The organism is Desulforhopalus sp. (assembly GCA_030247675.1).
Lineage (GTDB): Bacteria > Desulfobacterota > Desulfobulbia > Desulfobulbales > Desulfocapsaceae > Desulforhopalus_A.
Map to the genome: position 1 here is coordinate 686,811 of JAOTRX010000002.1, position 18,941 is coordinate 705,751.

Below are 18,941 nucleotides of genomic sequence, written 5' to 3' on the forward strand. Positions count from 1 at the left end.
TGAGGCTACAGGCGGGTTACTATGAAAACAATGAGTTACAATACAATTGCGGTGCTGCTCGTGGCCCTGATGCTGGCTATAGCCGGCCAGGGGTCGGCCAGCGACACCACATTTCTCGACACGGTAAAGGCGGCGACCGATAAGTATGACGGACGTGGTGTCCAGCAGGTGCAGCAGGTTGTCCAGCCGACGGTGCTTGCCAAGGAAGAGGGGCAGAGCGGGCCTTTCCGGGTTTTGGCGCGTAAGCAGGAAATCGGCCGTTTTGTCTGCAGCAGCTGCCACGACGGCAAGACGGTCCTGGCACAAAACGCCACCAACCTTACCCATGGCGACGTTGTCGTCCGCCACGGCCAGGAGGGCAGCGGCCTTGCCTGTGTTGACTGCCACCACCCGGAAGACCGCGATTTTCTCGAAGATAAAAAGGGTAACAAGATCGACTATGACCACAGCTACCAGCTCTGCGGCCAATGCCATTTCCGCCAGAAGCGCGACTGGCTTGGCGGTGCCCATGGTAAACGGGTGGAATACTGGGCAGGGGACCGGGTGGTGTTCAACTGCACGACCTGCCATAACCCACATGCACCGCGCTTTGCCAAGCGTTTTCCGGCCACCTATTCGGTGCCGACGAATTGACGGGGGATCCCATGCGTACACCTGATAACGACCACGAAAACGACAAGGATCCCAGCTGTCCCGCCGAATCCCTGTCGGGCGACAGCAGCCGCCGGGCATTTCTCAAGAACCTCTCCATCGGCGCCGCGGCGGCCGGTGCGGCGCTGATGACCGGCTGCGTGCCCGGTGCCGACGCCGCGGCAAACGGTGAGATGCGCCTGCGCTGGCAAGAGTTCTTCAAAAAGAATTACCGGTTGATGACCCAGGAAGAAAAGGACGCGACCGTCGACCGGTTGGAGCGGCTGGCGGCTTTGAACGACGACCTCGATCTGCAGATCGGCAGTGAGCCGCCGCTGCCAAAGGTGCTCTACGGCTATGCCTTCAACATCACCCGCTGCGAGGGCTTTATGGAGTGCGTCACCGCCTGCATCAAGGAAAACAACCTCGACAGGAAGACCCACACCCAATATATCCGCATCTTTGAAATGGAACCTGGCCAGCTCGATCCGAGTACCGGTGACGGCAAGTTCTTCCACGAGGTGCCGGTCGACAACAAGTTCTACATGGGCACCCAGTGCTTCCACTGCGAAAACGCCCCGTGCACCAAGGCCTGCCCGACCAAGGCCACCTGGAAGGAACCGGACGGCATCGTCGTCGTCGACTACGACTGGTGCATCGGCTGCCGCTACTGCCAGGCAGCCTGTCCGTATTTCGGCAGGCGCTTCAACTGGGGCAAGCCCGAGATCCCCCGGGACGAGATCACCACCAAGCAGCACTATCTCGGCAACCGTCTGCGGCCGGTCGGCAAGATGGAGAAGTGCACCTTCTGTATCCAGCGGACGCGCAAGGGCCGGTTGCCGGCCTGTGTCGAGGCCTGCCCGACCGGTTCGCGGGTCTTCGGCAACCTCCTCGACCCGGACAGTGAGATCCGCTACGTACTCAAGCACAAGAAGGTCTTCCGGATGAAGGAAGAACTCGGTACCGAGCCGAAATTCTGGTATTTCATCGATTGATTGCAAAAAAGGACGGTTATGAGCACACATCCGAATAAAAACCTGAAGACCTTTATCGTTGATGTCTTTCGCTGGAACCTGCGGGGCGGCATCGGCTTTCAGCTGTTCCGTCTGCTTACCCTCGGCTGCATCGGTCTGGGCATCTACGCCTATTCCTTCCAGGCGCGCTTCGGCCTATCGGTGACCGGCATGAACGATATCGTCAGCTGGGGCTTTTATATCTCAAACTTCACCTTTCTCGTTGGCGTGGCGGCGGCCGCGGTCATGCTCATCCTTCCCGCCTATGTCTTCCATGACCCCAATTTCCACCGGGTAGTGATCATCGGCGAGGGGGTGGCGGTGGGGGCCCTGGTCATGTGCCTGTCCTTTATCGTTGTTGATCTCGGCGGACCGTTGCAGGCCTGGCACCTTATTCCCGGTATCGGGCTTTTTAACTTTCCTTCGTCAATCCTCGCCTGGGACGTATTGGTTTTGAACGGTTATCTGCTTTTGAACGGCCTGGTGCCCGCTTATATCCTCTACAGCCACTATATGGGGCGCAAGGCCAACGAAAAGCTGTACCGGCCCTTTGTCTTTCTGTCGATCTTCTGGGCCTTCTCGATCCACATGGTCACCGCCTTCTTGTACCAGGGGCTGCCGGCCCGGCCGTTTTGGAACAACCCACTGATGGGACCGCGCTTTCTCGCCTCCGCCTTTGCCGCGGGACCTGCCTTGATCGCCCTGATCCTGGCGGTAATTCACAGCTTCACCTCCTACAAGATCGACCGTAGTGTCTTCAATAAACTGCGGCTGATAATCGTCATTTCGGCAATCATCAACCTGCTCATGCTGTTTTCCGAGATCTTCAAGGAATTCTATTTCCCAACCCATCATTCGAGCGCCGCCGTCTACCTGTTTTTCGGTATGGACGGCCACACCTCGCTGGTGCCGTGGATCTGGACCTCGGTCTGTGTCAATGTACTCGCCACCCTGGTACTCGCCTTTAATCCCGGCAAAAACAACCCGAAGGTTCTGCTCCCTGCCTGCGTCTGTCTCTTTGTCGCCATCTGGATGGAAAAGGGCATTGGACTCATTGTCCCAGGGCTTATCCCCTCACCACTTGGTGAAGTGGTAGATTATCTCCCCACCTGGGTCGAGCTGTCGGTGACCCTTGGCATTCTTGCCCTAGGAATCACCGTGGTTTCATGGTTGATCCGGGCGGCACTTATTATTGAGGAACGCTACGAGGGATAGTCTTTTTCCCGCAGAGGCAACTATAACAATGGCGCGGGTTTGTTGTGTGCCTGACTCTTTCGTGGTATTGATTCGACTCTGTTACCATGCTGAATTGTTGCCTGCGTTATCTCGAAATCGCCTACGACCTAAACTAGCCGTTTTAAAATTTCCAGCGATACGACAACGGCTCACTCTGCCAATTTGCACTTTTCAATGTATGTCACCTCTACCAGAGAGTGAATTTTGTAAGGCCTCTGAAAGTATTTGATGTGGCTTGAAAGAGAAATATGTTAACTAACAATAACCTTTGGATTGTATAAACATCTATATAAAAATCATATAGATGTATTAAACTGTCAAGTGTTTGTGATCAGCTAAATCGACTGAAAATTGCATTGAAGATTTTAGATGCAGAAAAAAAAACTGGACATGGCGAAGTATTGGACTAATAATAGCGGAGAAATTAATTGCAACGTTTTAGATTCAAGTAATTATATAATGAGGAATACAACATGAGCGAATTTCTAAGAATTGTCTCCCACGCCCGCCGCCTGAAAAGTACCGTCAAAGAATTAAGTATTCAGCAACTGGAAGAGATTAAAGAAAAATTGCAAACGATTATTGAGGAACGACTTTCCGAGGAGATGGCTGAGAAGCAAGAAAATCTAGATCGGCTGGAGAAAATTCGGAAATATCGGGAAATGTTGGCGGCTGATGGAATTAATCCAGGCGAATTATCCGAGACCCCAGCTGAAAAACCTGGAAAACGGGCCCCCCGCAAGCCGAAATATGAAGTTTACAATGAAATCGGTGAGCGTATTACCTGGACAGGTCAAGGGCGGATGCCTAACATTTTCAAGGCACGCGTGGAAGCGGGCGAGTCGCTTGATACCTTCTTGATCGAATAGTCTTTGTTGCCAAAAGTCAAGGGGATGGAGAGATACTTCGCCCCTTGAAATTCCTCAGGGCTAATAACAAAACCTTTAACTCCGATGCATTGCTAATTTCAATAAATGACAAGATAATCTGTTGGTTGTCATGGAAAACGGTGTGAATAAAAAACTCCTGCCGATTATCAGTGTCCTCCTTGTTGTTGGATTTCTTTTCACCAGTTTCGCCAGTTATTTCGTCTCCCGGGCCTCGTTGCGGCTAGAGATCGCCGAGAACGAGCTACCCCTCACCAGTGACAATATTTATTCGGAGATTCAGCGGGATCTGCTGCGGCCGATTTTTATTTCGTCCTTTATGGCCACTGATACCTTTTTGCGAAACTGGCTGCTTGGAGGCGAGGTTGAGGTGCAGCAGATAGCCCAGTATCTCCAGGAAATTCAAAGGAAATACTCCACATTCACCAGTTTTTTGGTGTCAGAGAAAACAGGGAAATATTACCGTGGTGATGGGATTCTCAAAACTGTAGCACCGGAGGAGGAGAGAGACAGGTGGTACTTTCGGGTCAAGGAGATGAGCGATGACTACGAGATCAATGTTGATCCCGATTTGGCCAATAAGGATGCGATGACGATCTTTATCAATTACCGGGTGTTTGATTATAATGGCCGGTTTATCGGTGTCACCGGCGTTGGCTTGGCGGTCAATGCCGTGAAAAGAATCATTGAGGAGTATCAGAAAAAATACCGGCGTACCATTTATTTTCTCGATCAGAACGGCGTAGTTAAGGTGGCAGGGTCAAAGCTGGAGAATGGGGTACTGCAAGCGGACCAGTTACAGGTTGCCAATCAGCTGCAAAAGTCCTTAACACCTCTGCCTGACAGCTCGTTTATCTCGACACGGGATGGGCATGTAATTCACACCAATATCCGGTATATCAAGGAGTTCGGCTGGTATCTGGTTGTCGAGCAATCAGAACAGGAAACACTCCGACGGATTTTCACAACCCTCCTCTTTAACCTTGTCCTCTGTATTGTTGTCACCTGCATTGTTGTTGTACTCGTCAAAATTTCCGTTAATGCCTATCAAAAGAGGATAGAAACTCTGCGCGGCATCGTTCCCATCTGTTCCTATTGTAAAGAAATCCGAGATGATAAAGGCTATTGGAACCAGGTCGAATCGTATGTTGCAAAGTACACCGAGGCGCAGTTCAGCCATTCCATCTGTCCAAAATGCCTGAAGAAACATTTCCCCGAATATTGTGATCACGTGGAAAAGGGAGATGGTACCTGACGTCTTGCGAGCAAACTCCTCTTCAATTCAGACAGCCACCTGACAATCCTGCATCGAAAAATACCCCAGCCGTTTTCGGCAAGACGGGGTTCCTTCCACATCGTTCTAAAGCCCAATGTTCTTTTTTGATTGAGAAGGCATTTATTCCCTCCGTATGAATGCAGCACCTATAAGCCTTTCTTGTTTATCTTGATAAAAAATTGACCTTTCCTTCAGGTGTCTTGACACCATTTTGATATCAAAAAAGGCAGAATACCTCACTTGGACGCAAAGATGGCGAAGGGTCGATAAAGTCATTTTAGGCAAAAGCGACTCTGTCTTGATGATTTTATTGTCATTTCATTTAGCGAGTCTAATGAAATATAAGCGAGTGAACTTATGAATTTTCCGGCAATGGCGATTGCCAAAGACCTGGACTCCACGGCTCGGCATTCTTCCCAAGGAAAGCTGCCACTTCTTGCCATGGCTGCCTTGGGGATAATTTATGGCGACATAGGCACCAGTCCCCTCTATACGGTGAAGGAATGTTTTTCGGGGATTCACGGCGTGCCGCCCACCCATGAGAATGTCCTCGGAATCTTGTCGATGATCTTCTGGTCCTTGATGCTCGTCGTCGGCCTGAAGTATGTAAGCTTTATTATGCTTGCCGATAACAGAGGTGAAGGCGGTATCTTTTCTCTTCTTGCCATGGTGCAGGTGAGGCTGAAAAAAGACACGAAATGGTGGAGGCTTCTTACCTTCCTGGCCGCCTTTGGCGCGGCGCTACTTTATGGTGATGGGGTCATTACCCCAGCCATCTCCGTTCTGTCGGCGATTGAGGGCCTGAACATGGCAACCGATGCCGCCGCCGGCTACGTTGTTCCTCTCACCTGTTTGGTATTGATTCTCCTCTTTTTCATCCAGCGGCATGGAACCGCCGTCATCGGCAAGCTTTTTGGGCCGATCATGGTCGTCTGGTTTGTGGTATTGGGGGTGCTCGGGATGCGCTCGATCCTCGAACATCCAGGTATCCTCGCGGCTCTCAATCCCTGGTGCGCGGTTCAATTCTTTCTTGTAAATCATGTCCATGGCATCGTTGTCCTCGGCTCAGTGGTCCTGTGCATTACCGGCGGCGAGGCCTTGTATGCCGATATGGGACATTTCGGCCGTTCACCGATTCGCTTGACCTGGTATGGGGTGGTTTTGCCCGGTCTCGTGCTGAACTATTATGGCCAGGGCGCCCTCTTGTTGCATGACCCGGCGGTGATAAACGGCAATCCATTTTATGCCCTGGCTCCGAGAGCGCTGCTTTACCCGCTGGTCGCCCTGGCCACTATTGCCACCATCATCGCCTCCCAGGCGATGATATCGGGAGTCTATTCGCTAACCCAACAGGCTATTCAGCTGGGCTTTATCCCGCGTATGCATATCATTCATACCTCTGAGCAGGCCAGGGGACAGATCTATATGCCGACCGTCAATTGGTTATTGATGATTGCCTGTTTGTCACTGGTTCTGGCCTTTGGTCAATCCAGCCGTCTGGCCGCCGCCTACGGAATTGCCGTAACCGCCACCATGGCCATCACTTCGTTTATGTATTTCGAGGTTACCAGATTGCGATGGCAATGGCCGTTGTGGAAGAGTGCCTCCCTGCTGGTGCTGTTTTTGGCCTTCGACTTCTCATTTCTTGGTGCGAACTTGCTGAAGATTGTTGATGGCGGCTGGGTGACGATCTGCATAGCCGTAGCTATCCTCGTGGCCATGATCACCTGGCGGGACGGCCGGGCCATTTTGGCGAAACACTACAGTCTGATGAGGATCCCGGAGGAGGTCTTTCTTAAAGATATCGGCGATTTTAAGCCGCAGCGTCTGGCAGTCACCGCCGTCTTTATGTCCATTGCTCCGGACGGTATACCCAATACCTTGCTTCACTATCTCAAACATAACGATGCTCTGCATGAGAGGGTCGTGCTGCTTTCGGTCCTGTCTCTTGAGACGCCCAGGGTAACTGCGGAGGATCGGGTTTGTGTGGAAAACCTTGGTCAGGGATTCTTCCGGGTCAAGGCGAAATACGGCTTTATGGAAACGCCGAATATCCCGGCAATTCTCGAACTGATTGGCAGCAAGGGGCTGCCGATCGATCCGTATGCAACCTCCTTCTACCTTGGCCGGGAAACCATGAGCGCCTCGGGAACCGCCCCTATGGCGACGTGGCGGAAGAAACTGTTTATCTTTATGTCGCGCAACGCCTGGAACGCCACTTCCTTCTTTGATCTTCCTCCTGACCGGGTGGTTGAGTTCGGTACGCATGTAGAACTCTAAGTGAGTTGAGCAGAAACATCTGTTCAAAGGAATCGTATGCCCTTGCGGTAAATAAACGGGTTCCACTGTCACCTGGCTGCAAATCCACTGTGCATAATATGAAAAATTGGTATGGTATACTGCTTTTCAGGGTCTTCAGGGAAGCCTTACTGACTGACCGCTGACTTGGTGGCGGCACCGCCGTCTTCCAAGATGTAGCCTGGCCTCTGCCGGCAGCTGACAGTGTTAGCTAACATCCCGATATATTTTTTATATTCTAGAGATTGCAAGGTGATAGAGTCAAATAGCAGAAAAAATCCATCCATGGCCGCCGGACTGTTTGTCTGGGGCTTTGGCGCAATTTTTTATACGATGGGGTTCTTCCACCGGGTTGCCCCGGCGGTAATCACCGGTGAGCTGATGGTTGATTTTCAGATCGGTGCCACTGTTCTTGGGAATCTCTCCGCCTTTTATTTCTACAGCTATGTGGCTATGCAGATTCCCACCGGGATTCTAGCCGATCGTCTTGGGCCACGCCTGCTGCTGACTCTTGGGGCCTTGCTGGCAGCTGCCGGTGCGGTGGTATTTGCCATTTCTCCGAGCGTCGGCTGGGCGGCGGCCGGGAGGCTGTTGATAGGTGGCTCGGTTGCCGTGGCATTTGTCGGCCTTCTCAAATTGGCGACGCAATGGTTTGCTCCACAGCGATTCGCATTGGTATCCGGGCTGGCGCTTTTTTTCGGGGTAGTTGGTGCCGTCTTTGCTGGCACGCCACTGCGGCTCTTGGTGGATGCCTTTGGCTGGCGGCAGGTGATTATGTTCTCGGCGGTGGCCACCCTGGCAATTGCCGTATCCACCTGGGTGTTCGTCCGTGATTTCCCAAGTCAGAAGGGGTTTTGTGATTTTCCGGGTGCTCCGGCCTCCTCCGGCAAGAAACTGACCGGGCCGGTCATTGCCGGAATTCGCCGGGTTTTCGCCTATCGCAACACCTGGCTGCTCTGCGTCATTCCCGGCGGCATGGTGGGCTGCGTCCTGGCTTTTTCAGGATTATGGGGTGTCCCCTATCTTACCACGGTGTACGGTATTCCCTCCGCCCAGGCCGCGCTGCTCACCTCGGCACTGATGGTTGCCTGGGCGATTGGCGGGCCGTTTTTTGGCTGGCTGTCCGACCGGCTGAAAAACCGCAAGACCATCTATACCTGCAGCTGCGCCATCGCCGTGGCGGGCTGGTTGCTTGTGGTGCTGATTCAGGATATGTCCTTGACCGCATTGACCATGGTATTGCTGCTTACTGGTTTTTTTACGGGAAGCATGATTATCAGCTTTGCCTTTGCCAAGGAGTCGGTGCCGGCGGAACTGGCCGGGACCATTTCCGGTGTTATCAATATGGGGGTCATGACCGGACCGATGATCCTGCAGCCGGCTATCGGCTGGATACTCGACCGCAACTGGACCGGCGGGATGACCGAGGGGGCGCGTATCTATAGCGCCGCTGCCTATAAAACGGGTTTTTCGTTGATGCTTGCCTGGATCGCTATCTCACTTGTCTTGCTCTTGTTTTCCCGGGAAACAGGTTGCCGTCAGCAGGTATGATACGGGGGATCCCTCCGTTGGGCATGCGCATTGCCCTGCCGGCAACCGAAGTTGTTCTCTTTCACCGACCCGAAAGATAATTCTATCGTCTTGGTATTTCGGTGTATTTAGCCACTTGCGCGGTGGTAACAGTTGCCGAACCATCTCTCCGAATTTGAATTCTTCCCTCAGTATTGATAGGATTATCTAAAGCAAAATCAGAACATCTTTAGCACGAGTAAAGGTGGGCAGGTTTCTTTTTATACCGGAAGGGTATACGATTCGTTTGAGCAGACAAGCTGTTCGCTTGCAGCTTCGTTGTCGTCTTGATTGAGAAAAGGAATCACACAATCATCAATGGGGGGGGGCCATGGGTAAAAAGTGGGTATATCTTTTCGATGAAGTCAACCAGATCCAGGAAAGCCACGGTGGCAGTTGGGAGAAGGTTCGGGATTTATTAGGCGGCAAAGGTGCCAATCTTGCCGAAATGGTTCGCCTGGGAATTCCGGTGCCGGCCGGTTTCGTTGTCACCACCGAGGCGTGCAACGCCTATCTTGCCGGAGGAGGAACTCTTCCGGACCAGCTCTGGGCTCAGGAAATTGAGGCCTTACGTAAAATTGAGGTGGCCACCGGCAAGACCTTCGGCGGCCGGGTCAATCCCTTGCTTGTCTCCTGCCGGTCCGGCGCCAAGTTCTCCATGCCGGGGATGATGGATACGGTGCTGAATATCGGCCTGAACGATGAAACCGCCAAGGGCATGATCGATCTCACCGGCGACGAGCGCTTTGTCTACGACGCCTACCGGCGGCTGGTCCAGATGCTTGGCTGCGTGGTTATGGGTATGCCGGACGAGGTCTTTGAAAAGGTTTTGAGCCGGGTGCGACGTCAGGCCGGCGTGCTGTCCGAGGCCGAGCTTTCCGCTGCCGACTGGAAGGCGGTTACCACTGAATTCAAGGAAATCTACCGCCATCACACCCTCCATCCCTTTCCCGAAGATCCATACGATCAGCTTGATATGGCCACCGAGGCGGTTTTCAAGAGCTGGAACGGCAAACGGGCCGTCGATTACCGCAATGCCGCCGGTATAGCCCATGACCTCGGCACGGCGGTGAGCATTGTCACCATGGTCTTCGGCAATATGGGGGCGGACAGCGCCACTGGTGTTGCCATGACTCGCAGCGGTTCGACTGGAGAAAAGGTCCTTGAAGGTGACTATCTGATCAATGCCCAGGGCGAGGATGTCGTCGCCGGCATCCGTCAGACCTCCGACCTGCGGGAAATGCACAAGGAGTTACCGAAGGCCAGTGCCGAACTCGAAGAGATCGCCAAAAGGCTGGAGACCCACTACCGGGAAATGCAGGACGTCGAGTTCACCATCGAAAAGGGCAAACTCTGGCTGCTCCAGACCCGCAACGGCAAACGCACGGCTCAGGCGGCAGTGCGTATCGCCGTCGATATGGTGGATGAGGGATTGATCACCCGTCAGGAGGCAGTGCTGCGGGTCAGTCCGGAACAGGTTGACTTCTTCTTGCATCCCCAGTTCGATCCGGCGGCGATCAAGGAGGCCAGGGATAGCGGCCGGGAAGTTGCCTCGGGTCTCAACGTCTCACCGGGAGCCGCTTGCGGGGTTGTTGCCTTTGACGCTGATATTGCCGAGGCCTGGGCCAAAAAGCATAATAAGAAAGTCATCATGGTCCGTCCGGAAACCAAGCCGGACGATGTCCACGGTATGCTGGCGGCGCAAGGCATCCTTACCAGCAAGGGAGGCCGGACCAGCCATGCCGCCCTGGTTGCCAGACAATTCGGTAAGCCGGCGGTGGTCGGTGCCGCCAGCCTTAATATTGAGATTGCCCGGCGGCTGATGACGGTAGGTGAGATGATCATCCACGAGGGCGACATGATTTCTATCGACGGCACTACCGGCCATGTCTATCTGGGGACCATTCCCACCATCATCCCCGATATCCGCGATCCCTGGCTGATTCGATTGCTGTCCTGGGCCGACGAATTCAGGCGCCTCGGGGTATGGGCCAACGCCGATTATCCGCAGGATGCCAGCCGGGCCAGGGAATACGGGGCACAGGGGATAGGGCTGTGCCGTACCGAGCACATGTTCTTTCAGACGGAACGGCTGCCGCTGATTCAGAAAATGATCATGTCCGATCGGCGGGTTGACCGCAAGGAGGCCCTGGACGCTCTGCTGCCCTACCAGCGAGAGGATTTCGCCGGTTTGTTCCGGGCTATGGACGGCCTGCCGGTCATCATCCGTCTGATCGATCCACCTCTCCATGAGTTTTTACCGAGCCACATCGAGTTGATGACTGAGTTGTCCGATCTCAAGCTGCAACTGCAGCACGCCTCTCGGCTGGATGACTTCAACGCCATCCTCGAACAGGCCCATATCAAGGAGCAGGTATTGAAACGGGTGGAAACGCTGCGCGAGGCCAATCCGATGCTGGGTTTGCGCGGCGTTCGCCTGGGAATCGCCATCCCCGAGCTGACCATGATGCAGGTACGGGCAATTTTCGAAGCGGCCTGCGAGATGAAACGTGAGGGTGTGGATGTTCATCCGGAGGTCATGATTCCGCTCACTAGCCACCACAACGAGTTGCAGCAGCAACGGGAGATTCTTGAGAAGGTTGCCCAGGAGGTCATGCGTGAGCAGGGTATGGTGATCGATTATAAATTCGGCACGATGATCGAGATTCCCCGGGCGGCGCTCACCGCTGACGCCATAGCCGGGCATGCCGAATTCTTCTCCTTCGGCACCAACGACCTGACCCAGACAACCTTCGGCATCTCCCGTGACGACGCCGAATCCGGTTTTCTCATCGATTACCTGAAAAAAGGTATCCTGCCTCATAACCCCTTTGCCACCATTGATGAGGAGGGCGTTGGGGCCCTTATGGAGATTGCCATCAGTAAGGGCCGCAGTGTTAAACCCGATCTGGAATGCGGGATCTGCGGCGAGCACGGCGGCGATCCGCAGTCAATCGATTTCTGTCACCGCTTGGGCCTGACCTATGTGTCGTGCTCACCCTTCCGGGTGCCGATTGCCAGGCTTGCCGCCGCCCATGCGGCATTGAAGAAGGCTTGACCCGAGGAGGCTGAATAGGGAAGAAGAAGGGAGATGGGTTGATTTGACCGGTATAGCGACAGGTCACCTATCTCCCTGACGATGTATCCTGGTTTGCGCCTTTCAACTTGGTAAAAGATGCCTCCAGGTATATCGAATTGCCTTGTATCGTGGTTTGTACCTCGTAGTCCAAGGTATTGAAAAGTTTTACCATTCTTTTGTTTTCCCGCGACGTGAAGGCGGTCAGTCCTTTTATTCCGCTTCGTTTGGCGGCCTCGGCGAGCTTGATAATGACGATGGACGACAAACCCCGTCCCTGCCATTCCTTCACCACTGAAAATGCTATCTCGGCCATTTCCGTTTCCGGATTGAGATAGTATTCACCCACCGCCAGGATCTTCTCAAAACCCGGCGGCCCTTCGACGGCGACGATTGTCAGGTCCTTGGTGTAGTCGATGACAAAGGTGCGTTCGATCTGTTTGTGGACAAAACTGGTCTTCTCGTGGAAAAACCGGGACACGACATCGACCTTGTCGAGGCCGTAGTAGTGCTCCTGGAGTATCCGTTCGTCGGTCAGTTTGACCGGGCGGAAGGTGATGCGGTGCTTGTCGACTACCCTGGTTTCCTCAAGTCCCAGAGGATAGATCGAAAGCATTTCCTCGCGCAGACTTCGTTCCGGCCCGAGCAGGCCGAGTTCCTTTGCCTCATCGAAAAGCCAGTCGCGGAAGGTGGGGTGGGCGATGCTGATGAGGGCGGTTGCTCGCTCCTGAAGAGATTTGCCGAAGAGGTTCACCGAGCCATATTCGGTTACCACATACTGCACCTCACTGCGCGGCACGACGACGGCGGTGTTCTGCAGCATCGGGACGATCCGGCTGTTTTTATCATCTTTGGTCGTGGAGGTCAGCATGAGGATTGACTTGCCACCCTTAGAGAGCGCCGCACCGCGAAAAAAGTCGAGGATGCCGGTGACCCCGGAGAAATTATTAAAGGGCAGGGCGTCGGCGACCACCTGGCCGGTGAGATCGATCTGTCGGCACATATTCATCGCCACCATCCGGTTATTTTTGGCGATCTTCCGCGGGTCATTAACATAATTCGATGGGTGAAACTCGATTGCCGTATTGTTTTCGAGCATATCGTAGAGTTCCTGGTCGCCTATGGCATTGCTGCAGATAACCTTGCCGGTGTTGAAGCCCTTGCGTTTATTGTTCACGACCCCCATGGCCATCAGGCGCATGATGGTGTTGGTCATGTACTGGGTGTGAATGCCCAGGTCATTTTTCTCCCGCAGCGCCTCAATATTGGCCTGGGATGTGCCGCCCAGGGACATCTGCATGGTCGACCCGTCTTCAATAAGGCGGGCAATGTAGCGGGCGATCATCCCGGCCATTGCCACATCCGGATAGGTACCGATCTCAATGAGCTTTTCATCGTGTTCGACAAAATAGTCGATATCGTTGACATGGATGGAACTGCGGCCAAGCACGCGCGGCATGTGGCGGTTGACCTGGGCGATGACCAGGTCGGCCGCCGCTGCTGCCGAGGCGGTGACATCGACGGAGATGCCGAGGCTCATCCAGCCGAAATCATCGGGCGGGCTGACTTGAATCAGGGCGACCTGCAGGGGCATCAGCCGCGATTTTATGAGCTTATGGACATCGGAGATATTAATTGGAGTGATAAAACGTAGATCGCCCTTGAAGCTCTTGGAGTTTGCCGAACCAAGATAAAAGGAGCGGATGTTGAGATTCTGGGATTTCGATTTTTCGGCGATGCGCGACAAGGAGGTACTCTCGCCGCTGAACATCCTGACGATTTCCAGATCGGTAAAGGTCGTCCCGGCATCGGCCAGCCCCTTCACCAACTGCTGCGGCTCACCACAGGAGGAACCGATAAAGATTCGCTGGCCAGATTTAATCTTGGCAATGGCGTCCTCGACCGACAACCTGTTGCTTTGATAATTGTCTGCCCAATAACCCGAGTTACTTGTCATAACACGCTCCATCTTCAGATGTTTGCCATCCAGGGTGGTGTCTTCTCTCCTCATACTATTGGGTCTTGGTGCTTTTCGCAAGGACGGCTTGGTGAGAGAAGGCATTCATCCCCCTTGATTGAAAAAATAAAAAATCATCCGGCATTTTTGTATTTCCGGCATTTTTTCATATATAAGTAGAAATGATCTGATCTTTGTGTTTTCGTTGACATGGGCAAGGCATTGCCTGCTGGAAAATGAAGATGGCATTCAATGTGGAGCAAAGAACCTCAGATGAGTACGACACATTCATGAAAGGTACTGCCTTGCTGCAACTCCGAAGGTCGGCAACAGCAAAGCGGGGCCATCTGCCGGCTTGTCGTGGCCTGCTGCTATCGATAACGCTGGCGGTTTTGAGCTGTTGCCTGCCCGGGCAAGCGCTTTGCAGCGCATCGGCATCCCAGGCGGCAAAGCAACTGGTGTTTTATACCTACGCCGCAAGTATGCCGCAGGGAGTTCTTGATGGTTTTACCCGGGAATATGGCATTCCCGTCCAATACCTGTCGTTTCAATCCTCCGAGGAGGCTGAGGAACGCATCAGATCCGGCCAGGTTTACGATGTGGTGTTGATAGAAAATCAGCTCTTCCCCTCGCTCATCAAAGATCGTCTCCTTGCCGAGATCAACCTTGCCAGTGTTCCGAATTTCAAGAATATCTCGGCTAATTTCCGTGATTTGGTGTACGACCCCGGCAATCGTTATTCGGTTCCCGGCTCCTACGGAACCACCGGTCTGGTGGTGCGCACCGACCTCGTCGGCGATCACATACAGGGCTGGGCGGATCTCTGGCATCTGCAGCCTCCCAGTAAAATCGGACTGCGGGTGCAGCCCCGGGAGATACTTGGTATGACCCTGACATCCCTTGGTTTTCCCTTCGCTTCGGAAAATCCCCGGGAACTGGCAGCAGCACTGCAGCGCCTTCTGCAGCTGAAGCCCTCGGTCGTCATGCTTGATATAGAGGCGGCTGAGGCGGCGGCGAAACTGTTGCGGGGCGAGATTGCCGTTCTACACGGTTATGCCGGAGATTATTGGGCGGCCCATAGAGAAAACCCGGCGGTCACCTTTGTGTTGCCCAGGGAAGGGACAGCCCTGTGGGGAGAGAGCTATGCCATCCCTGCGAGAAGCCTCCAGAAGCAATCCGCGGAACTTTTCATCAATTATCTGTTGCGTCCCGAAGTCACCGCGCAGATTATCAACGAAAAAAAGTACGCGCAACCCAACGACTCAGCACTTCCCTTGGTCCATCCGGAGATACGTAACAATCCGGTGGTATTTCCCGGAAATAAAGAGTTGGGACACGGTTCGATCGTCCTGCCCCTCAGTCCGGAGGGGAAAAAGTTGTATGCCGATATTTGGGCACAATTTATGACGGAGTGACCTTGATGCGGAATTCGTCGAAGTTCACAAAAAGATGGCTGTCGGTGCTTTGCGGTTTGGCGCTGATATCACTGCTGTATGGGTGTGAGAATTCCAGCCGGCCGAAGAAGGCCCCCCCGCCATCACTTGCCAAGGAATTGGTGTTCTATAACTGGGTAGACGACATGCCGAAGTCGGTGCTTGATGCCTTTACCAAGGAATATGGGGTCAAGGTTAATTATGTCACCTTTGAATCCCAGGAAGAGGCCGTCGACAATATCCTGAAAGGCAATGTTTACGATGTAGCGGTCCTGGAAAATCCCTTCATTCCCGCGTTGATCTCGGCCAACCGTCTGGCCGAGATCGATTTTGATCATGTCCCCAATTTCAAGAATATCTCGGCGAATTTTCGCGATCTGGCCATTGATCCAGGCAACCGTTACACCGCCCCCTATCATTATGGCACCACCGGCTTACTGGTGCGCACCGATCTCATCGGCCACGGAGTGACCAGCTGGAACGATCTGTGGGATTCCCGCTACGCCGGAAAGGTAGCCTTACGGCTTCAGCAAAGAGAGCTGATTGGCATGACTCTGCTGTCGCTGGGGTATAAGCTGAATTCGGAAAAACCGGAGGAAGTCAATGCGGCGGTTGATCGCCTCATTGACCTGAAACAGTCCGTCAAGTGGATCGAGGTCGATACCCCCAAGGCGGTGGCGAGAATTCTCAGCGGCGAAGCCGTGATAATGCTGGGGTGGCCCCTTGACTATCAGGAGGCGCATGGGGCCAATCCGGCCGTTTCCTATGTTCTTCCCAAGGAAGGCACGGCCCTGTGGAGTGATAATTATGTCATTCCGGCAAGCAGCCCCAACGCCTATACTGCCGCGATCTTCATTAATTTCCTGTTGCGGCCGGAGATCAGCGCCCAGATCGTCAATGAAAAGAATTACCCGACCGCCAATGAGGCGGCCATTCCCCTCGTTCATCCTGCGGTGCGTAATGATCCGGTTATTTTCCCCACGGCGGAAGAGCTCCGTCAGGCCCATTTCTTTCTTCCTATCCAGATGGCGGCGGGATCATTGTACCATAAGGCCTGGGAACGTTTTCTCGCTGCTCCGCCTCGGCAACAAGGTGACTGATGAATACTGAACCATCACCACAGACATCCGGCAGTCTGCGCCGTAACCTGTTGAAGGTGTTCGGTATTGCCATGTTCATCGTGATGTTTTCCAGTATAACCGGCTTGTATTTTCTGGTGCGGCAAACCGAATACGAGGGCTGGCTGGGAAGGCAGCGGGAGGCAACGCAGCGGGTTGCGCAAACCGTCGGCGACTTCATTAAACGGCAGCAGAGCCTGCTGCATCTACTGCGACTTTTCGGACTGCAGAAATTTTCCGATATTTCACCAGAATTTGAAGAATTCCTGGAAAATGAACCCATTCTCCAGGAGTTGATCCATGTCGACTCCCAGGGCCGGATTATCGCCCATGCCCCGGCAAATCAGAAAATTTTGGCGAATCTGTTTACCATTCCTCAGTCCAACTGGTTTATAGCGGCCCGTAATGGAGAGAATTATATCGGTGATCGACAATTATCGGTGACCGATGAGCCCTACCTGTTTTTTTCCATTCCGGTGAAAGATGGCGGGGTGATCGCCAGCCGCTTGCGCATGCATATCTTGAACGAAGTGGTTGACAATCTTCACTTCGGTAAGACCGGTATTGCCTATCTGATCAACCGGGATGGCCGGGTTGTTGCCCATTCGTCACCGGAGGTGGCGCTCGCTAATACTAAACTGGAAGACCAGTCGGATATTATCAAGCTGATCCGTGCCAATAGAGAGATATGGTCCGGTTCGTATAGAAGCTTCAAGGGAGAACCGGTGATCGGCACCATGATCCCCGTTCCCGGCACGCCATGGATTGCCGTCACCGAACTGCCACTGGTTGAGGCCCACGCCGCAAGTCTCAATGCCTTGCTGGTCATCCTCGCGGCGGCGTTTGGCATCTCCGTTTTGCTGGTGATTATCATCACCCGCTTTCTTAACAGTCAATTCCTGCGGCCCATCGAGCAATTGCAGCTGGGCGTGCAGCAGATCAGCCTCGGCAACCAGGATCTCCGTCTCGACCTGATCGGCCCTGACGAAATACGCAATGTGGCCGCCGCCTTCAACGCCATGACCACCAGACTGCAGTTGCGCCAGCAGGAAATTGCCGAACAGAATGTCGCTTTGCAACAGGCCAAGGAGGCGGCGGAAACTGCTACCAGGGCCAAATCGTCGTTCCTCGCCAATATGAGCCATGAGATACGTACACCGATGACGGCAATCATCGGCATGACCCATCTTGCCAAAGAGGCGCAAACCGATGAAAAAAGGCAGCAATTTCTTGAAACGGTACAGCATTCCGCGGAAAGCCTGCTCGGCATCCTCAACGACATCCTCGATTTCTCAAAAATGGAGGCCGGCCAACTCCACTTAAACAGCGCTCCCTTTGACCTTCGGCAGCTACTTGATAGCGTTGTTGCAACTATGAGTGGCACTGCCAGGGAAAAAGGTTTGCAGCTGTTGAGTTGTCCGCCGGAAAATGGGCCTTTGGTATTTATCGGCGATGATCTCCGGTTGCGGCAGATATTGCTCAATCTAGTCGGCAATGCCATCAAGTTCACGCCCACCGGCGCCATCACCATACGCCTGACTTTGGAAAACAGCGAATCCGACGACGCCAAGCATACCCTGCATTTTTCCATAGAAGATAGCGGTATCGGCATTCCTGAAGAAAAATTATCGATGATTTTCAACACATTCGAGCAGGGAGACAGTTCCTATGTGCGAAAATATGGGGGCACCGGTTTGGGCCTGGCCATTTGCAGGCAATTGACCGCTTTGATGGAAGGCCGTCTCTGGGTTGAAAGCCGGGTGAACGTCGGCAGTACCTTTCATTTTGCCGTGCCTCTGCGACCCTCCCTCGAACAGGTAGTGCCGGATCAAGACACCGTAGCGGAGGATGTCAAGCCGCCCGCCTTGATCAAAGACCTGCATATATTGGTCGTCGACGACAACAAGTTGAATCGCGATCTGGCCTGTATGATACTGGGGGCGGACATCCGGGCCACAACCGCCGGCAACGGGATGGAAGCCTTGCAGGCCATGGCCTCGGGTGATTTTGATGCGGTGTTGATGGACATCCAGATGCCGGTGATGGATGGCCTCACCGCAACTGCGGCCATCCGTTCCATCGAGGAGGGGGCGCCGCTTGCTGTCGATTTACCAGACGATCTCGTTGGTTCCTTGACCGAAAGGCTGCGCGGCAAACATCTGCCGATTGTCGCCATGACCGCCCATGCAATGAGTGAAGATAAGGAACGGTGCATATTCTCGGGAATGGACGAGTATATTACCAAACCATTTCAACCTGACATATTTGCGGCCACCCTCCACACTGTGATCAGCTCTCCGCGGGCCCAGCAGCATCCGCTGCGCAAAGCGGGCTCAATGCGCAATTAGGACCGTTCCCGTAAAGCCGTCATAAAAACGAGAAGGTAATTTCGCAAGAGATGCACGTGCCGGTGAGTCGTTTTTGTCAGAGTACCGGCCAGTGCCGGAC

General features: G+C 53.7%; 12 protein-coding genes. 11 read left to right on the top strand and 1 reads right to left on the bottom strand.

Features of this window, described 5'->3' with window-relative positions; genetic code table 11:
* Positions 1–21 precede the first annotated feature (21 nt).
* The 8 genes from OEL83_03060 (at position 22) to ppdK (ending at position 11,967) form a co-directional block, all read left to right on the top strand.
* Complete coding sequence (locus tag OEL83_03060; protein MDK9706009.1) at positions 22–633, top strand: hypothetical protein; 612 nt, start codon at positions 22–24, stop codon at positions 631–633.
* 11 nt (positions 634–644) lie between these two features.
* The gene (locus OEL83_03065; protein ID MDK9706010.1) at positions 645–1,625 is read left to right on the top strand and encodes a 4Fe-4S dicluster domain-containing protein; all 981 of its coding nucleotides are present in this window, start codon (positions 645–647) and stop codon (positions 1,623–1,625) included.
* A gap of 18 nt (positions 1,626–1,643) precedes the next feature.
* A complete protein-coding gene (gene nrfD, locus OEL83_03070; protein ID MDK9706011.1) occupies positions 1,644–2,858 on the top strand; it encodes a polysulfide reductase NrfD in 1,215 nt (404 codons plus the stop codon).
* 494 nt (positions 2,859–3,352) lie between these two features.
* Positions 3,353–3,748, top strand: a complete 396-nt coding sequence (locus OEL83_03075; GenBank protein ID MDK9706012.1) for an H-NS histone family protein — start codon at positions 3,353–3,355, stop codon at positions 3,746–3,748.
* 142 nt (positions 3,749–3,890) lie between these two features.
* A complete protein-coding gene (locus tag OEL83_03080; protein ID MDK9706013.1) occupies positions 3,891–5,021 on the top strand; it encodes a cache domain-containing protein in 1,131 nt (376 codons plus the stop codon).
* A 378-nt stretch (positions 5,022–5,399) separates the two neighbouring features.
* Positions 5,400–7,322, top strand: coding sequence for a potassium transporter Kup (locus OEL83_03085; GenBank protein ID MDK9706014.1), 1,923 nt, complete (start codon positions 5,400–5,402; stop codon positions 7,320–7,322).
* Positions 7,323–7,592: 270 nt separating this feature from the next.
* Positions 7,593–8,891: an MFS transporter gene (locus OEL83_03090; protein MDK9706015.1), complete on the top strand. Its 1,299-nt coding sequence runs from the start codon at positions 7,593–7,595 to the stop codon at positions 8,889–8,891.
* 349 nt (positions 8,892–9,240) lie between these two features.
* A complete protein-coding gene (ppdK, locus tag OEL83_03095) occupies positions 9,241–11,967 on the top strand; it encodes a pyruvate, phosphate dikinase (GenBank protein ID MDK9706016.1) in 2,727 nt (908 codons plus the stop codon).
* A gap of 67 nt (positions 11,968–12,034) precedes the next feature.
* Here the strand turns inward: ppdK and OEL83_03100 are convergent, their stop codons facing one another.
* Entirely contained in the window at positions 12,035–13,942 is a 1,908-nt protein-coding gene (locus OEL83_03100; GenBank protein ID MDK9706017.1) for a GNAT family N-acetyltransferase, read from the bottom strand.
* 242 nt (positions 13,943–14,184) lie between these two features.
* On the opposite strand from OEL83_03100, the gene OEL83_03105 reads away from it, so the two are divergent.
* Genes OEL83_03105 through OEL83_03115 form a run of 3 tightly spaced genes read left to right on the top strand, consistent with a single transcriptional unit; the run spans position 14,185 to position 18,841 of the window.
* Positions 14,185–15,357, top strand: coding sequence for a spermidine/putrescine ABC transporter substrate-binding protein (locus OEL83_03105; protein ID MDK9706018.1), 1,173 nt, complete (start codon positions 14,185–14,187; stop codon positions 15,355–15,357).
* A gap of 5 nt (positions 15,358–15,362) precedes the next feature.
* Positions 15,363–16,475: a spermidine/putrescine ABC transporter substrate-binding protein gene (locus OEL83_03110; protein ID MDK9706019.1), complete on the top strand. Its 1,113-nt coding sequence runs from the start codon at positions 15,363–15,365 to the stop codon at positions 16,473–16,475.
* On the top strand, positions 16,475–18,841 hold the full coding sequence (locus OEL83_03115; protein ID MDK9706020.1) for an ATP-binding protein: 2,367 nt from the start codon (positions 16,475–16,477) through the stop codon (positions 18,839–18,841). The genes OEL83_03110 and OEL83_03115 overlap by 1 nt, the downstream gene beginning before the upstream one ends.
* Positions 18,842–18,941: the final 100 nt, after the last annotated feature.

What these genes read in the sequence shown, in the direction of transcription:
- OEL83_03060 (MDK9706009.1), top strand. Translation starts at nt 22, where the DNA reads ATGAAAACAATGAGTTACAATACAATTGCGGTGCTGCTCGTGGCCCTG.
- OEL83_03065 (MDK9706010.1), top strand. Translation starts at nt 645, where the DNA reads ATGCGTACACCTGATAACGACCACGAAAACGACAAGGATCCCAGCTGT.
- nrfD (MDK9706011.1), top strand. Translation starts at nt 1,644, where the DNA reads ATGAGCACACATCCGAATAAAAACCTGAAGACCTTTATCGTTGATGTC.
- OEL83_03075 (MDK9706012.1), top strand. Translation starts at nt 3,353, where the DNA reads ATGAGCGAATTTCTAAGAATTGTCTCCCACGCCCGCCGCCTGAAAAGT.
- OEL83_03085 (MDK9706014.1), top strand. Translation starts at nt 5,400, where the DNA reads ATGAATTTTCCGGCAATGGCGATTGCCAAAGACCTGGACTCCACGGCT.
- ppdK (MDK9706016.1), top strand. Translation starts at nt 9,241, where the DNA reads ATGGGTAAAAAGTGGGTATATCTTTTCGATGAAGTCAACCAGATCCAG.
- OEL83_03100 (MDK9706017.1), bottom strand. Translation starts at nt 13,942, where the DNA reads ATGACAAGTAACTCGGGTTATTGGGCAGACAATTATCAAAGCAACAGG.
- OEL83_03105 (MDK9706018.1), top strand. Translation starts at nt 14,185, where the DNA reads ATGGCATTCAATGTGGAGCAAAGAACCTCAGATGAGTACGACACATTC.
- OEL83_03110 (MDK9706019.1), top strand. Translation starts at nt 15,363, where the DNA reads ATGCGGAATTCGTCGAAGTTCACAAAAAGATGGCTGTCGGTGCTTTGC.
- OEL83_03115 (MDK9706020.1), top strand. Translation starts at nt 16,475, where the DNA reads ATGAATACTGAACCATCACCACAGACATCCGGCAGTCTGCGCCGTAAC.